The organism is Bacillus sp. MD-5 (assembly GCF_002201875.1).
Lineage (GTDB): Bacteria > Bacillota > Bacilli > Bacillales > Bacillaceae > Bacillus > Bacillus stercoris.
In genome coordinates, this window is record NZ_CP021911.1 from 2,965,979 (window position 1) to 2,983,130 (window position 17,152).

The 17,152-nt window shown below is 44.4% G+C and carries 17 protein-coding genes; 13 read left to right on the forward strand and 4 right to left on the reverse strand.

The features are described 5' to 3' along the window. Positions 1–68 precede the first annotated feature (68 nt). Positions 69–890 (forward strand): alpha/beta fold hydrolase, encoded by an 822-nt coding sequence (locus CDO84_RS15060; protein ID WP_040081982.1) that lies wholly within the window; start codon positions 69–71, stop codon positions 888–890. 26 nt (positions 891–916) lie between these two features. Here the strand turns inward: CDO84_RS15060 and CDO84_RS15065 are convergent, their stop codons facing one another. Further along, positions 917–1,177, reverse strand: a complete 261-nt coding sequence (locus tag CDO84_RS15065) for a YugE family protein (RefSeq protein ID WP_040081981.1) — start codon at positions 1,175–1,177, stop codon at positions 917–919. 86 nt (positions 1,178–1,263) lie between these two features. Between CDO84_RS15065 and patB the strand changes: the two genes are divergently transcribed. The 3 genes from patB to kapB all read left to right on the forward strand — a co-directional run bounded on the left by patB (position 1,264) and on the right by kapB (position 4,272). Beyond that, entirely contained in the window at positions 1,264–2,427 is a 1,164-nt protein-coding gene (patB, locus tag CDO84_RS15070; protein WP_040081980.1) for a cystathionine beta-lyase PatB, read from the forward strand. A 126-nt stretch (positions 2,428–2,553) separates the two neighbouring features. After that, entirely contained in the window at positions 2,554–3,840 is a 1,287-nt protein-coding gene (gene kinB, locus CDO84_RS15075; RefSeq protein ID WP_040081978.1) for a sporulation sensor histidine kinase KinB, read from the forward strand. Between the two features lie 45 nt (positions 3,841–3,885). Further along, complete coding sequence (kapB, locus tag CDO84_RS15080) at positions 3,886–4,272, forward strand: kinase-associated lipoprotein KapB (protein WP_040081977.1); 387 nt, start codon at positions 3,886–3,888, stop codon at positions 4,270–4,272. 26 nt (positions 4,273–4,298) lie between these two features. Here the strand turns inward: kapB and kapD are convergent, their stop codons facing one another. Together kapD and CDO84_RS21750 are read right to left on the reverse strand one after the other, a co-directional pair. Continuing rightward, a complete protein-coding gene (gene kapD / locus CDO84_RS15085) occupies positions 4,299–4,916 on the reverse strand; it encodes a 3'-5' exonuclease KapD (protein ID WP_014665171.1) in 618 nt (205 codons plus the stop codon). 75 nt (positions 4,917–4,991) lie between these two features. Beyond that, positions 4,992–5,195 carry a hypothetical protein gene (locus tag CDO84_RS21750; protein ID WP_014665172.1) on the reverse strand — a complete coding sequence of 68 codons (204 nt, stop codon included), beginning with the start codon at positions 5,193–5,195 and terminating at the stop codon, positions 4,992–4,994. Here CDO84_RS21750 and CDO84_RS15095 point away from each other — a divergent pair. The 3 genes from CDO84_RS15095 to CDO84_RS15105 all read left to right on the forward strand — a co-directional run bounded on the left by CDO84_RS15095 (position 5,098) and on the right by CDO84_RS15105 (position 8,706). Further along, positions 5,098–6,306, forward strand: a complete 1,209-nt coding sequence (locus CDO84_RS15095) for a multidrug efflux MFS transporter (RefSeq protein WP_080488053.1) — start codon at positions 5,098–5,100, stop codon at positions 6,304–6,306. The genes CDO84_RS21750 and CDO84_RS15095 overlap by 98 nt on opposite strands. Positions 6,307–6,398: 92 nt before the next feature. Beyond that, positions 6,399–8,273: a transglycosylase domain-containing protein gene (locus CDO84_RS15100; protein ID WP_080478269.1), complete on the forward strand. Its 1,875-nt coding sequence runs from the start codon at positions 6,399–6,401 to the stop codon at positions 8,271–8,273. Between the two features lie 19 nt (positions 8,274–8,292). After that, positions 8,293–8,706 carry a thiol-disulfide oxidoreductase DCC family protein gene (locus tag CDO84_RS15105; RefSeq protein WP_014665175.1) on the forward strand — a complete coding sequence of 138 codons (414 nt, stop codon included), beginning with the start codon at positions 8,293–8,295 and terminating at the stop codon, positions 8,704–8,706. 216 nt (positions 8,707–8,922) lie between these two features. Here CDO84_RS15105 and CDO84_RS15110 read toward each other — a convergent pair whose 3' ends face one another. Continuing rightward, complete coding sequence (locus CDO84_RS15110; protein ID WP_014665176.1) at positions 8,923–9,480, reverse strand: YufK family protein; 558 nt, start codon at positions 9,478–9,480, stop codon at positions 8,923–8,925. Between the two features lie 177 nt (positions 9,481–9,657). On the opposite strand from CDO84_RS15110, the gene maeL reads away from it, so the two are divergent. From maeL to nupQ, 6 genes are all read left to right on the forward strand, one after another. After that, positions 9,658–11,259, forward strand: coding sequence for a two-component system sensor histidine kinase MaeL (gene maeL, locus CDO84_RS15115; RefSeq protein ID WP_040081976.1), 1,602 nt, complete (start codon positions 9,658–9,660; stop codon positions 11,257–11,259). Then, entirely contained in the window at positions 11,252–11,959 is a 708-nt protein-coding gene (maeM, locus tag CDO84_RS15120) for a two-component system response regulator MaeM (protein WP_014477821.1), read from the forward strand. Before maeL ends, maeM begins: the two co-directional genes overlap by 8 nt. 471 nt (positions 11,960–12,430) lie before the next feature. Then, positions 12,431–13,510: a guanosine ABC transporter substrate-binding protein NupN gene (gene nupN / locus CDO84_RS15125; RefSeq protein ID WP_040081975.1), complete on the forward strand. Its 1,080-nt coding sequence runs from the start codon at positions 12,431–12,433 to the stop codon at positions 13,508–13,510. 74 nt (positions 13,511–13,584) lie between these two features. After that, positions 13,585–15,117, forward strand: a complete 1,533-nt coding sequence (gene nupO / locus CDO84_RS15130) for a guanosine ABC transporter ATP-binding protein NupO (RefSeq protein WP_014665179.1) — start codon at positions 13,585–13,587, stop codon at positions 15,115–15,117. Then, on the forward strand, positions 15,110–16,156 hold the full coding sequence (gene nupP / locus CDO84_RS15135) for a guanosine ABC transporter permease NupP (protein WP_014665180.1): 1,047 nt from the start codon (positions 15,110–15,112) through the stop codon (positions 16,154–16,156). The genes nupO and nupP overlap by 8 nt, the downstream gene beginning before the upstream one ends. Next, complete coding sequence (nupQ, locus tag CDO84_RS15140; protein ID WP_014665181.1) at positions 16,157–17,116, forward strand: guanosine ABC transporter permease NupQ; 960 nt, start codon at positions 16,157–16,159, stop codon at positions 17,114–17,116. Positions 17,117–17,152: the final 36 nt, after the last annotated feature.

Here is a 17,152-nt window from a genome sequence, read left to right on the forward strand (position 1 = left end):
AGAAACTTCCGCTAGAATTGACAATTTCAGGGCACAATACAAACATCAAAAAAAGGGAGTGACACAGAATGGAGGCGGTTTCACCAATAAGGCGGTTTACGGTCGATGGAGTCAATGTGTACTACGAACATTATCAAAATCCTGGCAGGCAAACGCTGGTCTGCGTACACGGTTTTTTATCGTCTGCTTTCAGCTTCAGAAAAGTAATCCCTCTCCTTCGGGACAAGTACGATATCATCGCGCTTGATTTGCCTCCTTTCGGCCAATCTGAAAAATCAAGAACGTTTATCTATACCTATCAAAACCTCGCAAAGCTTGTCATTGGGATTTTGGAGCACTTGCAAGTGAAGCAAGCTGTGCTTATCGGACATTCTATGGGCGGACAAATATCATTGTCTGCTGCTCTCCAAAAGCCAGAGCTTTTTTCAAAGGTTGTGCTGCTTTGCAGTTCAGGATATTTAAAACGCTCACATCCAACGATCATTTTCGGGACCCATATTCCGTATTTTCATCTATATATCAAGCGCTGGCTCTCGAAAGAAGGCGTGATGAAAAATTTATTAAATGTTGTGCATGACAAATCGCTGATTGATGAGGAGATGATTGACGGCTATGGCAGACCGTTTCAGGACGAGCAGATTTTCAAAGCCATGACAAGGTTTATCCGCCACAGAGAAGGAGATTTAGAACCCGAACAATTGAAGAGAATGAACAAGCCTGCATTATTGATTTGGGGCGAGGAGGATCGAATTGTCCCAATGGAGATCGGTAAACGGCTGCACGCGGATTTGCCTAATTCCGTGCTATACTCATTTAGCCAAACCGGACATCTGGTGCCTGAAGAACGGCCTGAGCTTGTTTCCGAACACATTGCTGATTTTATCAAATAGAAAAAAACCGGTGCTGAACCGGTTTTTTAAAGTGTGCAGGAGCTGCTGTTTTTAATGTATAAAAGCTGGCCAGCCACTTCCCGGCAGCTGTCGATCGGCAGCGTTTGTTCAAAAGAAGTTTCAAATATATGCTGAATGCGTTTCGCCAGCACGGCGGGATCGTCTTCATCATAGACTGCCTGCACGACATCAACAGCCTCCGTTTCGTAAAACTCTTCACCATATTTAAACGGGTCCCATTTGGCAATGATCTTGACCATTTCCCCGACCGCTTGACTTTCTTCCATATTCATCACCGCTTATAATAAAATTTGCAGTTCTATCTTATCATAGTGAAGCTTAGAAAAATAAACATACATGAGGAGGTAACAGAATGAACTTTGATAAACGAGAAGAACGCCTTGGCACCCAATCGGTCAAATGGGACAAAACAGGCGAATTATTCGGCGTGACAGACGCACTCCCGATGTGGGTGGCGGATATGGATTTTCGCGCGCCGGAAGCGATAACTGAAGCATTAAAAGAGCGCCTTGAACACGGAATTTTCGGTTATACGGCTCCGGATCAAAAAACGAAGGATGCGGTGTGCGCATGGATGCAAAACAGGCACGGCTGGAAGGTGAATCCGGAAAGCATCACATTCAGCCCGGGCATTGTAACGGCTTTGAGCATGGCGGTACAAGCTTTCACGGAGCCTGGCGATCAAGTCGTTGTACAACCTCCTGTTTATACGCCTTTTTACCATATGGTTGAGAAAAACGGCCGGCACATTTTACATAATCCTTTGCTAGAAAAAGACGGCTCATATGCAATGGATTTTGAAGATTTGGAAACGAAGCTTAGTGACCCAAGCGTTACATTGTTTATTTTATGCAATCCTCATAACCCTTCTGGTCGTTCATGGAGCCGTGAAGATTTGCTGAAGCTGGGCGAATTGTGTCTTAAGCATGGCGTCACAGTTGTATCCGATGAAATCCATTCCGATTTAATGCTGTACGGACACAAACACACGCCGTTTGCTTCGCTCTCTGACGATTTCGCTGATCTTTCCGTGACATGTGTTGCGCCAAGCAAAACATTCAATATCGCCGGATTGCAGGCTTCGGCAATCATGATTCCCGATCGCCTGAAGCGCGCCAAGTTTTCTGCAAGCCTGCAGCGCAATGGTTTAGGCGGATTAAACGCGTTTGCCGTCACTGCAATCGAAGCCGCATACTCAAAAGGCGGGCCGTGGCTTGATGAATTGATCTCTTACCTTGAGAAAAACATGACCGAAGCGGAAGCCTTTTTGAGCTCCGAGATGCCGAAGGTCAAAATGATGAAACCGGATGCATCATACCTGATCTGGCTCGACTTTAGCGCTTACGGCTTGTCCGACACAGACCTTCAGCAAAGAATGCTAAAAAAGGGAAAGGTTATTCTAGAGCCCGGGACGAAATACGGGCCTGGCGGAGAAGGATTTATGCGCCTAAACGCGGGATGTTCTCTCGCAACCCTGCAGGACGGCCTGCGCCGCATCAAAACCGCATTATCATAAATATAGCTCTGAAACGCCTTTACGTCTTCATTCGTAAAGGCGTTCTTAATAAAGGAATTTTATATTTTACTTCTAATATTTAGTGTTATAATAGATTCATATTTTATACGAAAGGATTTCACACGAATGGAAATTCTAAAAGACTATCTCCTGCATATCTGCTTTATTTTGTTTCCTATTCTTCTTTACCAAGTGTTTTGGCTTGGAAAACCTGCGATTCTTGTGCCAAAAATAAACAGCGGTTTGGTCACGCTCTTCGCCTGCGGCGCCTCCGTTTTATGCATTCTTTTCCCGATTCATGAAATGGACTACATACAATACGGCCTTCAGATGATTCCCGTTATCATTTGTTTATTTTACATTAGCACCGCTTCCGGACTCACAGTCGCTGCATCTGTCCTATGTTTTGAACTGCTTTTTTACGAACCTTCCGCAATATTTGTTTTTACTTTGCTGCCTTTTCTTATCATTATCCCAATCCTATTTCAGAAAAAATGGCCATTTATGTCCAAAGCGAAAAAACTGCTGCTGTCATTATTGATCAGCTGCTTGGAGATTTTCCTATTTTTCGCCTCCAGCTGGATTCTTTCCGCCTTAAATATTTTAAATTTTCAAAAATCAGGAATTTTCGTTTACGAGGCGGTAGTCTCAGGGCTTTTCCGCTCCAGTGTTCTTCTATTAAGCATCTATATTATCGAAAGCATCGCCGAAAATATCGCCTTGCGCTCACAGCTTATCCATTCTGAAAAAATGACGATTGTGAGCGAACTGGCAGCGAGCGTCGCTCATGAGGTCAGGAATCCTTTGACAGTTGTCCGCGGGTTTGTCCAGCTGCTTTTTAATGACGAAACCCTGCAAAACAAGTCGAGTGCGGATTACAAACAGCTTGTACTGTCAGAGCTTGACCGGGCACAAGGCATTATTACAAACTATCTCGATATGGCGAAACAGCAATTATATGAAAAAGAGGTTTTTGATTTATCTGCCCTTATTAAAGAGACAAGCAACCTTATGGTGTCGTATGCCAATTACAAGTCAGTAACCGTCGAGGCTGAAACAGAACCGGACCTTTTGATATACGGGGACGCAACAAAGCTGAAGCAAGCTGTCATCAACCTGATGAAAAACAGTATTGAAGCGGTTCCTCACGGGAAGGGGATGATCCGCATATCGGCCAAAAGAAACGGCCATACGATCATGATTAACATCACAGATAATGGGGTCGGGATGACAGACCATCAAATGCAAAAACTCGGCGAACCTTATTATTCCTTAAAAACGAACGGAACGGGACTCGGCCTTACCGTAACCTTTTCCATTATTGAACATCATCACGGGACCATTTCATTTAACAGCAGCTTTCAAAAAGGCACTACGGTGACAATTAGGCTTCCCGCTGATCTTCCTCACTAGCAAATCGCTTGGAACTTTAATAGAATAAATGCGAGGTGATGACAGATGAGCACGTTTGAGACAGGCTCTATTGTTAAAGGATTTTACAAAACAGGTGTATACATAGGAGAAATTACGGCTTGCAGGCCGCAGCATTATTTAGTGAAAGTAAAAGCGGTTCTTACCCATCCCGCCCAAGGAGACCTTCATCATCCAAAACAGGCGGATGTGCCGTTTTTTCATGAGAGAAAAGCGCTCGCATACGGTGAACAGACCAATATCCCCCACCATATGGTGAAGCCATATGATGGTGAAGTGCCGGATTATACAAAATCTCTGCGGGAGGCGACAGCACAGCTGAGAGCCAAATTGAATGAGGATGGTTCGGAGTGGGCAAAGCGCTCCCTACATAATCTGGACACTTTAGAAAAAGAATATTTCAATCGGCCATAACCCAGTCTGACAAAAGATTGGGTTTTTTACGTCGCGCGCTTGAACAGTTCGGTTAAATCGATTCTTTCGCCAATTGTGGGCGGTTTTGGCTTTTCGAGATACTGCTTATCCTGCTCAACAAGCTTAAAAAGTTTATATGCTGTGAGAGCATCATCAAGCGCTTTATGATGGGTGCCGGTTCCGGAATCTCCATACTCTTCAGCAGCTTTCCATAAACCCGTCAATGTCCGGTCTCCAAAAAAGTTTTTGTATTCAAGCGATAAATCTCTCATTTCTCCCTTAAACGGGAATGGGATATGGTTAAACATACAGTTTTGCTTCAGCACTTTCATATCCATGTTTCCCCACGTAATAATTGTGCTGTTTTTCTCAGGATCAAGCTCGTTTAGTTTACGGATGAGATCCTCGAATCTTATTCCTTCGTCTACCTGTTTTTGGGTGATTTTTAAAAATGTCTTGCAGCGTTTCGTAAGCTTCGGGAACTTTTTCGGTCTCACATAGCTAGAAAACGTCTCAACTACTTCATCATCAATCGACTTTACAATTCCGGCTTCAATGATTTCCGGGAAGAAGTTTTGCGGACTGTACTTTCCGTCGGGCATTGTAAATTCGAAGTCAATAATGAGTAAGCTGTTTGTCGTCACCTTTTTACACCTGCCTTTCCTCCGATCAGAAAATGCTATCTTTATAGTATATCAATTCCCCTTCTCGACATTTCTTCATTTTCTAAAAATAATGAATTTTCCCAGCCGCTTTGTTTCTTTTAAATTGTGAATCGTTTCTTTATAATTAGTAAGGAACCCGAAATAATAAGAAGGTGATGTTATTTCTACCCGCAAGAAAAACTTTGTCATTGTATGGCTGGCGAACTTTTTTGTTTCCGCTAGCACTACGATGATCGTTCCTTTTCTCTCCTTATACATTGAGTCGCTCAGCTCTTTTTCAAACGGCTTTGTGCAAAGATGGAGCGGCTATGTGTTCGGCATTACATTTCTCATGGCGTTTTTGGTATCCCCGTTTTGGGGACGGTTCGGAGACAAACGCGGATACAAGAAAATCCTTATGGCAACCGGAACAGGCATTGCCCTCAGCATTTTCTTAATGGGCTTTGTTACATCGGTGTACCAATTGTTTTTTCTGCGTATGGCAATGGGTCTTGTAACCGGATTCATCCCGACATCTCTTGCGATGATTTCGGCACAGACTCCGAAGAGCTCAGCCGGCAAAACACTTGGCACGCTGCAAATGGGGCAAGTGTCCGGAAGCTTGTTCGGCCCGCTTTTGGGAGGCATGCTTGCTGATCGTTTCGGCTTTACGTATACCTTTTTTATCACATCCTTTGTGATTTTCTCATCTGTTCTTCTCGTATTATTTGGCGTCAAAGAAAAACCTCTTGCAGAGAAAACAGCCAAACGTACGTCTTACTCGAGAAAAGAAGTGCTCTCCTATATTTTTCACCAGCCGGCGCTGTGGGTCATGATGCTGTTAACCATGCTGATCCAAACAGGCAATTTCAGTATCCAGCCGCTGCTCGCTTTATATGTAAATGAGCTGCACGGGCCTGTCAATCTTGCCTTCTTCTCCGGCATGGCATTTTCAGCAACGGGACTCGGAAGTTTGCTTCTGGCTAGAAAATGGGGTGATCTTGGCGACCGCTACGGCCACCGCCGCATTTTAATCGGACTTTTGCTCGCCGCTTCTTTCTTTTTTATTCCGCAGGCGCTCGCGTCCTCACTCAGCGTTCTCCTTGTTTTCAGATTTTTGTTTGGAATGGCGATGGGCGGTTTGCTGCCATGCATCACGGCAGCGATCCGCGTTCAGGCCCCCGGCAGCATTCAAGGAGAAGTTCTCGGCTACAATGTCAGCTTTCGCTTTTTAGGAAACGTGCTCGGGCCTCTTCTCGGCGGAATCATATCGAGCCATTTTACGATATCAGCCACCTTTTATGTCACAGCGTTTCTCTTTTTCGCCGGCGCCTGTATGCTTTGGATCATGCCGAAACTCCAGAAGGATTCCTATGCCAAAGCAAGCTGATTCCGATAAAAAACTGAGGAATCTTCTAAATTTAACCTTCTCGTAATCTCAAAAGAATGGTACGATATGGCTAGAATTTAGGAGAAAAGAGAGTGACCATGTTACGAAAAATAATCGGATGGATTTTGCTCCTTTGCATAATCCCATTGTTTGCATTTACAGTTATCGCTTCCGGAAAAGAAGTCAAACAAATGAAGTCCCTGGATCAGGTGCTTGATAAAAATATTAATCTGAAAGATATCAGCCTTGTTCAGAACAGCTACATGTATGACAGGGACGGCTCCCTTGTCTCGGAAATCGTCAGCGACCACGAAAACCGCGTGCTCGTTCCATTTGACAAGATTCCCGAGGAAGTCAAACAGATTTTCTTAACGTCTGAGGACAAACATTTTTACGAGCATAAAGGCTTTGACTTTATGGGAATGGTGCGGGCAACTGCTTCTAACGTAAAAGACAAGAAAATTGACCAGGGTGCCAGCACCATTACACAGCAGCTTTCAAGAAACTTGTATTTGAGTCACGAACGCTCCTTCAGCCGCAAGCTGACAGAGCTCGCGTATTCCTATCAGCTTGAGAAAAAGTACACGAAAAATGAAATTCTTGAAGCTTACTTAAATACTATTTATTTCAACAATGGTGTTTACGGCGTCGGTTCAGCGGCTCAATTCTATTTCAGCAAACCGTTGAAATCTCTCACAGTGGGAGAAATGGCTTTTATCTGTGCTATACCTAATAACCCTACATTATATGATCCTCTCAAGCATTTTGACTACACGAAAAGCCGTCAAGAACGTTTGCTTAAAGGGCTAAAAGATGCCGGGGTCATTACAGACAAAGAGCTGAAAAAAGCCGTCAAACAAAAAATCAAACTGGATGTTGAAAAAAGAGAAGACAAATATCCTGACTACGTTTCCTACGTTAACGATGAATTCACTCAGCTGGTGTCTGAATCAGAAGGCTTTGATAAACGCCTTCAGAAAGCGTCAGGAAAACAAAAAGAAAAAATCGAGAATGAGCTGTCCGCAAGAGTCAGCACTCTGATGAAAGACGGCGTGAAAATTTATACTGCACTTAATCCGTACATGCAAAATCAAGTTGTGGCACAAATGAATTCTAAGCTCCCTTATGCGGGCGTGCAGGGCGGAGCGGCTGTGATTAATCACCAGACGCATCAAATCATTGCTCTGTCCGGCGGGAAAAACTATCAAAAATATGATTTTAACCGTGCCTACCAGGCATACAGACAGCCGGGTTCATCCATTAAGCCGCTTCTTGATTACGGCCCTTATATTGAACAGACCGGAGCGACAGCAAGCAGCACCATTGATGCCAGCAAGTTTTGCAGCAAAGATTACTGTCCGCAAAACTACAATAATCGCACGTACGGCACAGTGACGCTTGATACGGCGTTTAAAAATTCTTATAATACACCGGCCATTAGAATGCTCGACCGCGTCGGCATCCAAAAGGCATTCAGTTATATTGAGCCGTATCATTTTGCCAAACTTGTCAACAGCGATTATCTTCTTCCGGCGGCGCTTGGCGGATTTACAAACGGCATGACTCCTCTTGAGATGACAAAGGCTTATACGACATTTGGCAACAGCGGAAGCTATACGCCGAGCCATGCGATTACAAAGGTGACAGACCTTAAAGGAAAAACGCTTTATAAATGGAATGATAAAGCGACTCAAATATTCAGCGTACGCACGAACATGCAGCTGAAAAAACTGATGTCTTCCGTTGTGAAAAGCGGAACAGGGAAAAAAGCATATTTCAATGCGCCTTACATCGGCGGTAAAACCGGTACATCAAATGATTATCACGATATGTGGTTTGTCGGCCTGACAGATACGTATACAATGGGGGTTTGGGTCGGAAAGGATACACCGACCAGCGTTGAATATCTTCACAGCATCAGCCCTCAGCTTTCCATCTGGAAAGGAACGCTGCAAGCGGCATATTAAAGGATCGGAGGGGATCTGGGTGACTTCAGAACAAATTCCCAATCGCGTTTTGCTGTTTGACGGCGTCTGCAATTTATGCAATGGCGCCGTGCAATTTATCATTAAACGTGATCCGGACGGATTGATTTCTTTCACATCGCTGCAGTCGGAAACAGGACAAAACCTGCTGAAAAAAAGCGGGCTTCCGACTGATCGGTTTGACAGCTTTGTCTTTATTGAAGATGGCCAAGTGTACACAAAGTCAACTGCAGCCATTAAGGTTTTCAGGCATCTGCGGGGCCCATGGCGTCTCTTCGTCCTGTTTTTCGCCGTGCCGAAGCCTGTCAGAGATATGGTCTATTCTTTCATTGCCAAAAACCGCTATAAGTGGTTTGGCAAAAAAAATGAATGTATGCTCCCCTCCCCTTCTATTAAAAAAAGATTTTTACCGTAAATAAAAAATGGCTAGGAAGCTAGCCATCACAGATTGTCGACAAAAACCTAAAACGGCTTCGTTTTAGGTTTTTGTCATCTTATCAGCGTGAGCGGAGCAGATTTTCACAGGATGTGATGATTGAGGATTCCAGACGCCGTCTCATTGCGTATAGAGTACCGAAGCGTAAGTCTGACCGCGAATGCAAGGGTTTGCCGATACGCAAAAATGGCTAGCTTACACAGGTAAGCTAGCCATTATGCTATTATAAAGCTTGATAAATATGAACAGAATACCGATAACAAAGGTAAACCAAAACAGCAGTTCCAATAGAATAAATCCGATTAATGACATGAGAGAAAGCGTCGAATAAATCCGGTATACAGTAAACACAAAGTAAGCCAGTGTGACGACCGCAAACCAGATCACAATCCATATGACGTTTTGCAAGAGCACAAAGGATAAAATCCCGCCGCCCAAATAAATCATGGAACCCATTCTGAGCTTTTTCAGGTTGTTCCCTTCCGGATCATTAGCAAAAAACAGCAATGACAGCTCAGTCACGGTATTTGCTATCAATTTCAGAGCGGACAGAACCATAAAATATAAAAGTGCAAAGGCAGCAAATAACGCAAGCCTGATCCCTTTCTCTGAAAAATAATCGAGCATTCCATCGTACATTCCAAATGAAGACAGCATCTTCAACGCATAAAGTGAAGTTGAGATGGATAAGGACGAACTAAAAAGCAGGATCGCAATCAGCGGAAAATATCCTGTCAAATAAGTATTTTTCATATAAAAAAGTCCCTTTCTATAATCTACCTCATTTATTATGGAGGACTTAAAACACATTGACAAGATAAATTATTCCATTTTTTCTCCTTTTTACGAATTACGGTCCCAAATCTTCACAAAGCAGCATTTTGAGAGTAAAGTAGTACGCAGGAATCATAAAACGTAAGGAAGTTTTATATGAAAAAAACATTAAAACTGCAAACCAGACTCACCATATTTGTTTGTATCGTTGTATTAATCGCATTGCTCATTACATTTTTCACAGTCGGTGCCCAAACGACCAAACGGATTAGAGACCAGGAAAAGGCCACTGCGCTGCAGACTGCTGAAATGGTAGCAGAAGCGCCGATGACAGCCGCTGCTTTAGAAAGCGGAAAAAAACAAAAGGAACTGCAGAGCTACACAAAGCGGGTTCAGAAAATCACCGGCACGGAATTTGTTGTCGTCATTGATATGAACGGTATTCGCAAAACCCATCCTGACCCAAGCAAAATCGGAAAAAAATTCAGGGGCGGCGATGAATCCGAGGTATTAAAAGGGCATGTCCATATCAGCACAGCCTCTGGCACGCTCGGGAAATCGCAGAGAGCGTTCGTCCCTGTCTACGCGGAGAATGGAAAACAGGTCGGTGCAGTCGCGGTCGGCATCACCGTAAATGAAATTGATGAAGTGATCAGCCATAGCTTACGGCCGCTTTACTTTATTATCTGCGTCAGCATCTTCGTCGGTGTAATCGGAGCTGTTATCGTCGCCCGTACGGTAAAAAATATCATGTACGGACTTGAACCTTATGAAATTGCGACTCTGCTTGAAGAACGGAGCGCGATGCTGGAATCGACGAAGGAAGGAATACTCGCTGTCGATGAACATGGCAAAATTAAACTTGCCAACGCGGAAGCAAAACGCCTATTCGTCAAAATGGGCATCAACACAAATCCCATTGATCAGGATGTAGATGACATATTGCCGAAAAGCCGCTTGAAAAAGGTTATTGAGACAAAAAAACCTCTTCAAGACAGAGACGTCCGCATTAACGGGCTGGAGCTTGTGTTTAATGAAGTTCCTATCCAGCTGAAAGGACAAACTGTCGGAGCGATTGCGACATTCCGAGACAAGACCGAGGTAAAACATTTAGCTGAACAGCTATCAGGTGTTAAAATGTATGCAAACGCACTGAGAGCGCAGTCTCATGAATTTATGAACAAACTGCATGTGATATTAGGTCTCGTCCAGCTGAAAGAGTATGATGATCTTGGAGATTATATTAAAGATATAGCCATACAGCAAAAATCAGAAACAAGTGAAATTATAAATGATGTCAAAAGCTCCGTACTGGCCGGTTTTCTGCTCGGAAAGCAAAGCTTCATACGTGAGCAGGGCGCAAATCTTGATATTGAATGCAACGGTGTCATCCCAAACGCGGCAGACCCATCTGTCATCCATGAACTCATTACAATTATCGGAAATCTCATCAACAATGGCCTTGACGCCGTTGCCGATATGCCGAAAAAACAAATCACCATGTCCATGCGCTTTCATAACAGCATACTGGACATTGAAATTACCGATACTGGAGCAGGCATGTCAGAAGAAGACCAAGCCAAAGTATTTGAACAAGGCTATTCAACAAAGGGCAAAAACCGGGGATTCGGCCTTTATTTCACACAGCAAAGCATCGAAAATTTAAAGGGCCAAATGATCCTCACAAGCGAAAAGAATGAAGGAACGACATTCAGTATTCGCATCCCGTACGAACCGAAGGAGGAAAATCATGATTAATGTACTAATAGTTGAAGATGACCCCATGGTGGGTGAATTAAATAAACGATACTTAAGCCAAATAGATGGCTTTCAGCTGAAAGGCATCGCTTCTTCCTTTCAAAGCGCTCTGCATATTTTAGGCGAGCATCACATCGACCTCATTTTGCTTGATATTTATATGCCGGGGAAAAACGGGCTGGAACTGCTGACGGAATTGAGAGCCCAAAATGAAGCGGTTGATGTGATTGTCATCTCAGCGGCCAGCGAGCTTGACGTGATCAAAAAAACACTTCGTTACGGAGCTGTCGATTATTTAATCAAACCGTTTGAATTTGAACGTTTCCAAACGGCTCTGTCTGATTACAGACGAAAACAAAAGGTGTATTCAACCCATCGCAACATGAGTCAAAAAGAACTGGACGCCGAGCTTTTTCAAAAGAAAGAAGCAACAGAAAAAGTACAGCTTCCTAAAGGCCTGACAAAAAGCACGCTGAAGCTGATCTGGTCCAGTATCCAGTCATTCGAAAATGAATCTTTTACGACAGAAGACTTAGCAAAGCACACAGAAATCTCTCAAGTATCCATACGAAAATACTTAAAATTTCTTGAAGATATACAGGTTCTGAATGTAGAAATGGCGTACGGAACGATTGGAAGACCGGTGTTTCAGTATAACGTAAACAACAGTAACCTTAACGGAATAAAACAATATCTATAAAAAAACGCACTGCTTGCTCCGAGCAGTGCGTTTTTTTGTCATATCTCTTGCCAAGACGCTTGATTGTATTGTTGGTAAGTTATACAAGAATAATAAAGGTTTTTTCTATTTTTGAGCAAATAATTCTAAAAATAGATACTTTTAAAAAAATTGTGCAAATTTCTATTTATTTCTTATAAGTTAAATGATAAATTATGATTGGTTAGTTGATCCCGAAAAACTAAGTCATAAGTCTTACTTCAGAAAAAGATGTCACGGTTTTCCGCCCGGAACGCCTTCCGCATCCTTCTCTTCCCCGCCTTTCGAAGGAAATACTCACACCACGCCTATTCAGGGAAGAATAGAACTGTCTCAGCGCATTCCATTTGTTATTATCAGAAAATTTTATCGATTCTAAGAAATTGTTCAGGACAGCCCATCACATGACTGGCCGGATCAGCTTTGAACCAAATTTTTCTGGGGGGTTATATCTTGAATAAACGAAAAATCGGATTGGCGATGTCCCTTGTGGTCGCAGCAGGCACCATATTAGGAGCATGCGGAAACAGCGAAAAAAGCAGCGGCTCCGGCGAAGGCAAAAACAAATTCAGTGTAGCGATGGTTACTGACGTAGGCGGAGTGGATGACAAATCCTTCAACCAATCGGCCTGGGAAGGCATCCAAGCCTTCGGGAAAGAAAACGGTCTGAAAAAAGGGAAAAACGGTTATGACTATCTTCAATCCAAATCAGATGCAGACTATACAACGAACTTAAATAAATTGGCACGTGAGAATTTTGACTTGATTTACGGCGTCGGCTACTTAATGGAGGATTCAATCAGTGAAATTGCTGATCAGCGCAAAAATACAAACTTTGCGATTATAGATGCTGTTGTCGATAAAGACAACGTCGCAAGTATTATGTTTAAAGAACAGGAAGGCTCCTTTCTCGTCGGAGTGGCCGCAGCCCTATCAAGCAAATCAGGAAAAATCGGCTTTGTAGGAGGCATGGAATCAGAGTTAATCAAAAAATTCGAGGTCGGCTTCCGTGCCGGTGTGAAGGCAATTAACCCAAAAGCCGTTGTGGAAGTGAAATATGCAGGGGGTTTCGATAAAGCCGATGTCGGCAAAGCAACCGCCGAAAGCATGTATAAATCAGGTGTAGATGTTATTTATCACTCAGCAGGAGCCACCGGCACAGGTGTCTTTACTGAAGCGAAAAACCTGAAAAAAGAAGATCCAAAACGCAATGTCTGGGTCATCGGTGTCGATAAAGACCAATACGCAGAAGGCCAGGTAGAAGGAACTGATAATAATGTCACCCTCACTTCCATGGTTAAAAAAGTAGATACAGCGGTTGAAGATTTAACGAAAAAAGCGAGCGACGGAAAGTTCCCTGGCGGCGAAACACTTACCTACGGGCTTGATCAAGACGGAGTCGGCATTTCTCCATCTAAGCAAAATCTATCGGATGATGTGATCAAACAGGTCGATAAATGGAAGAAAAAAATCATCGACGGGTTGGAAGTCCCGGCAACTGAGAAAGAACTGAAAACCTTCAAAGCTAAATAAGAATCGCAGGGATAAGGAGGTCGAGCCCTTATCCCTTGTTTTTCTTTTATTTTGAATAAAGGAGCGGTCAATCAATGGAATATGTCATTGAAATGCTCAATATCCGCAAAGAGTTTCCTGGTATCGTCGCCAATGACAATATCAATCTTCAAGTCAAAAAAGGTGAAATACATGCGCTGCTCGGTGAAAACGGAGCGGGGAAATCAACGTTGATGAATGTCCTTTTCGGGCTATATCAGCCGGAGCGGGGTGACATTCGGGTGCGCGGCGAGAAGGTGCACATCAACAGTCCGAACAAAGCGAATGACCTCGGTATTGGAATGGTGCACCAGCACTTTATGCTTGTTGACACCTTTACAGTTGCTGAAAATATTATTCTCGGGAAAGAGCCAAAGAAGTTTGGCAGAATTGACCGGAAGCGTGCAGTCCAAGAGGTACAGGATATTTCCGATCGATACGGCCTGCAGATCCATCCAGAAGCAAAAGTAGCTGACATATCAGTAGGTATGCAGCAGCGCGCAGAAATATTAAAAACCCTCTACCGCGGTGCTGACATTCTCATTTTTGATGAACCGACGGCTGTTTTGACGCCTCATGAAATCAAGGAACTGATGCAAATTATGAAGAACCTGGTCAATGAAGGGAAGTCTATCATCTTAATCACCCATAAGCTGAAAGAGATTATGGAGATTTGTGACCGAGTTACGATTATCCGCAAAGGAAAAGGCATCAAAACGCTTGATGTCCGTGATACAAACCAAGACGAACTCGCCAGTCTAATGGTTGGCCGCGAGATATCGTTCAAAACCGAAAAGAAAGCTGCTCAGCCGGGAGTGGAAGTGCTTGCGATTGACGGCATCACTGTAAAGGATACCCGCGGATTTGAGACGGTCAGGAATTTGTCGCTTTCAGTCAAAGCTGGAGAAATACTCGGCATAGCCGGCGTCGACGGAAACGGGCAATCGGAGCTGATTGAAGCGATAACAGGACTCCGCAAAACAGATTCAGGAACCATCACCTTAAACGAGAAACAGATCCAAAACCTGACGCCAAGAAAAATCACTGAATCCGGAATCGGACATATTCCTCAGGATCGCCATAAGCACGGTCTCGTCCTTGATTTTCCAATCGGAGAGAATATCGTGCTGCAAAGCTATTACAAAAAGCCGTATTCAGCATTGGGCGTTTTACATAAAGGCGAAATGTACAAAAAAGCGCGCAGCCTGATCAGCGAGTACGATGTCAGAACGCCGGATGAATACACACACGCGCGGGCATTGTCAGGCGGAAACCAGCAGAAAGCGATTATCGGGCGGGAAGTAGACCGAAATCCTGATTTATTAATCGCCGCCCAGCCGACTCGAGGCCTTGATGTCGGAGCTATTGAATTTGTCCATAAAAAGCTCATTGAACAGCGTGATGCCGGGAAAGCCGTTCTTCTCCTCTCGTTTGAGCTTGAAGAAATTATGAATCTCAGTGACAGAATCGCCGTTATTTTTGAAGGACGCATTATCGCCAGTGTCAATCCGCAGGACACCACCGAACAGGAGCTTGGTCTCTTGATGGCAGGAAGCACGCAAAAGGAAGCGGGGAAAGCAAATGGTTAAACGACTCTCTCATTTACTCGTGCCGCTCATCGCAATCATTCTCGGTCTTGCAGCCGGAGCGCTGATTATGCTTGCGAGCGGCTACAGTGTGATCAGCGGATATTCAGCTTTGTGGAATGGGATATTCGGAGAAATCTATTATGTCGGAGAAACCATCCGGCAAATTACGCCTTATATCTTATCCGGATTGGCTGTGGCTTTTGCATTCAGAACCGGACTCTTTAATATCGGTGTGGAGGGCCAGCTGCTCGTCGGCTGGACAGCAGCTGTTTGGGTCGGTACGGCGTTTGACGGACCAGCATATATCCACTTGCCGCTCGCACTGCTTACAGCGGCAGCTGCAGGAGGATTATGGGGTTTTATTCCCGGCGTTTTGAAAGCGCGCTTCTATGTTCATGAAGTCATTGTCACCATTATGATGAATTATATCGCACTGCATATGACCAATTACATCATTTCAAACGTCTTGACAGATCATCAAGATAAGACGGGAAAAATTCAAGAATCCGCCTCCCTCCGCTCTCCGATTCTTGAACAGATCACCGATTACTCACGGCTGCATTTTGGAATCATCGTTGCCCTTCTCGCAGCAGTTATCATGTGGTTTATCATCAACAAAACAACAAAGGGATTTGAGCTCCGGGCCGTCGGGTTTAACCAGCACGCTTCCCAGTATGCCGGCATGAGCGTGCGAAAGAATATCATGACCTCCATGCTTATCTCCGGTGCTTTTGCAGGACTTGCCGGAGCTATGGAAGGCCTGGGAACATTCGAATACGCAGCAGTGAAAGGCGCATTTACCGGCGTAGGCTTTGATGGTATCGCGGTCGCTCTTCTCGGGGGAAACACAGCCATCGGCGTTGTACTGGCGGCATGCCTGCTTGGCGGGCTGAAAATCGGCGCGTTAAATATGCCGATTGAATCAGGCGTCCCATCAGAGGTTGTCGACATTGTGATTGCCATTATTATTCTGTTTGTGGCTTCAAGCTATGCGATTCGTTTTGTCATGGGCAAATTGAAGAAAAAGGGGGCGAATTAAGTGGACTTTGTGCAGATTTTATCTATCATTGTCCCAGCCACACTCGTTTATGCGGCCCCGCTTATTTTAACTGCTCTCGGCGGCGTGTTTTCCGAGAGATCAGGTGTTGTGAATATCGGTCTAGAAGGCCTCATGATTATCGGGGCGTTCACCAGCGTGTTATTTAATTTATTTTTAGGTCAGGAATTAGGTGCCTCCGCACCATGGCTTTCACTCCTCGCCGCCATGGCAGCAGGCGTACTGTTCTCACTGATTCACGCGGCAGCGGCGATTTCATTTCGCGCCGACCAGACAGTCAGCGGTGTCGCCATTAACATGCTGGCGCTTGGGGCAACTTTATTTATCGTCAAGCTGATCTACGGCAAAGCGCAGACAGACAAAATCCCAGAGCCTTTATATAAGACAAAAATTCCTGGCTTGGGCGATATCCCTGTTGTGGGAAAGATCTTCTTTTCGGATGTTTATTATACGTCTATTCTTGCAATAGCACTTGCCTTTCTTTCTTGGTTTATCTTGTTTAAAACACCGTTCGGCCTCCGTATCCGTTCTGTCGGAGAGCATCCGATGGCAGCCGATACGATGGGAATCAACGTATATAAAATGCGCTATATCGGTGTGATGATCAGCGGATTGTTTGGCGGTCTCGGCGGCGGCGTATATGCTTCCACGATTGCGCTTGATTTTACGCACTCTACCATCTCCGGACAAGGCTTTATCGCACTGGCAGCGCTTGTATTTGGAAAATGGCATCCGATTGGGGCGCTGGGAGCCGCCCTGTTTTTCGGATTCGCCCAAAGCTTAAGCATCATTGGATCGCTGCTCCCTCTTTTTAAAGACATACCAAATGTGTATATGCTGATGGCCCCTTATGTCTTAACAATCCTCGCTTTAACCGGCTTTATCGGGCGGGCAGATGCGCCAAAAGCCAATGGTGTGCCTTATATTAAAGGAAAAAGATAAAACATTCTCCCCTGGGAAGATGCTTCTCAGGGTTTT

Bases quoted from the DNA above. Each gene is read 5' to 3' on its own strand.
- CDO84_RS15060 (WP_040081982.1), top strand. From the start codon at position 69: ATGGAGGCGGTTTCACCAATAAGGCGGTTTACGGTCGATGGAGTCAAT.
- CDO84_RS15065 (WP_040081981.1), bottom strand. From the start codon at position 1,177: ATGGAAGAAAGTCAAGCGGTCGGGGAAATGGTCAAGATCATTGCCAAA.
- patB (WP_040081980.1), top strand. From the start codon at position 1,264: ATGAACTTTGATAAACGAGAAGAACGCCTTGGCACCCAATCGGTCAAA.
- kinB (WP_040081978.1), top strand. From the start codon at position 2,554: ATGGAAATTCTAAAAGACTATCTCCTGCATATCTGCTTTATTTTGTTT.
- kapB (WP_040081977.1), top strand. From the start codon at position 3,886: ATGAGCACGTTTGAGACAGGCTCTATTGTTAAAGGATTTTACAAAACA.
- CDO84_RS21750 (WP_014665172.1), bottom strand. From the start codon at position 5,195: ATGTATAAGGAGAGAAAAGGAACGATCATCGTAGTGCTAGCGGAAACA.
- CDO84_RS15110 (WP_014665176.1), bottom strand. From the start codon at position 9,480: ATGAAAAATACTTATTTGACAGGATATTTTCCGCTGATTGCGATCCTG.
- maeL (WP_040081976.1), top strand. From the start codon at position 9,658: ATGAAAAAAACATTAAAACTGCAAACCAGACTCACCATATTTGTTTGT.
- maeM (WP_014477821.1), top strand. From the start codon at position 11,252: ATGATTAATGTACTAATAGTTGAAGATGACCCCATGGTGGGTGAATTA.
- nupO (WP_014665179.1), top strand. From the start codon at position 13,585: ATGGAATATGTCATTGAAATGCTCAATATCCGCAAAGAGTTTCCTGGT.
- nupP (WP_014665180.1), top strand. From the start codon at position 15,110: ATGGTTAAACGACTCTCTCATTTACTCGTGCCGCTCATCGCAATCATT.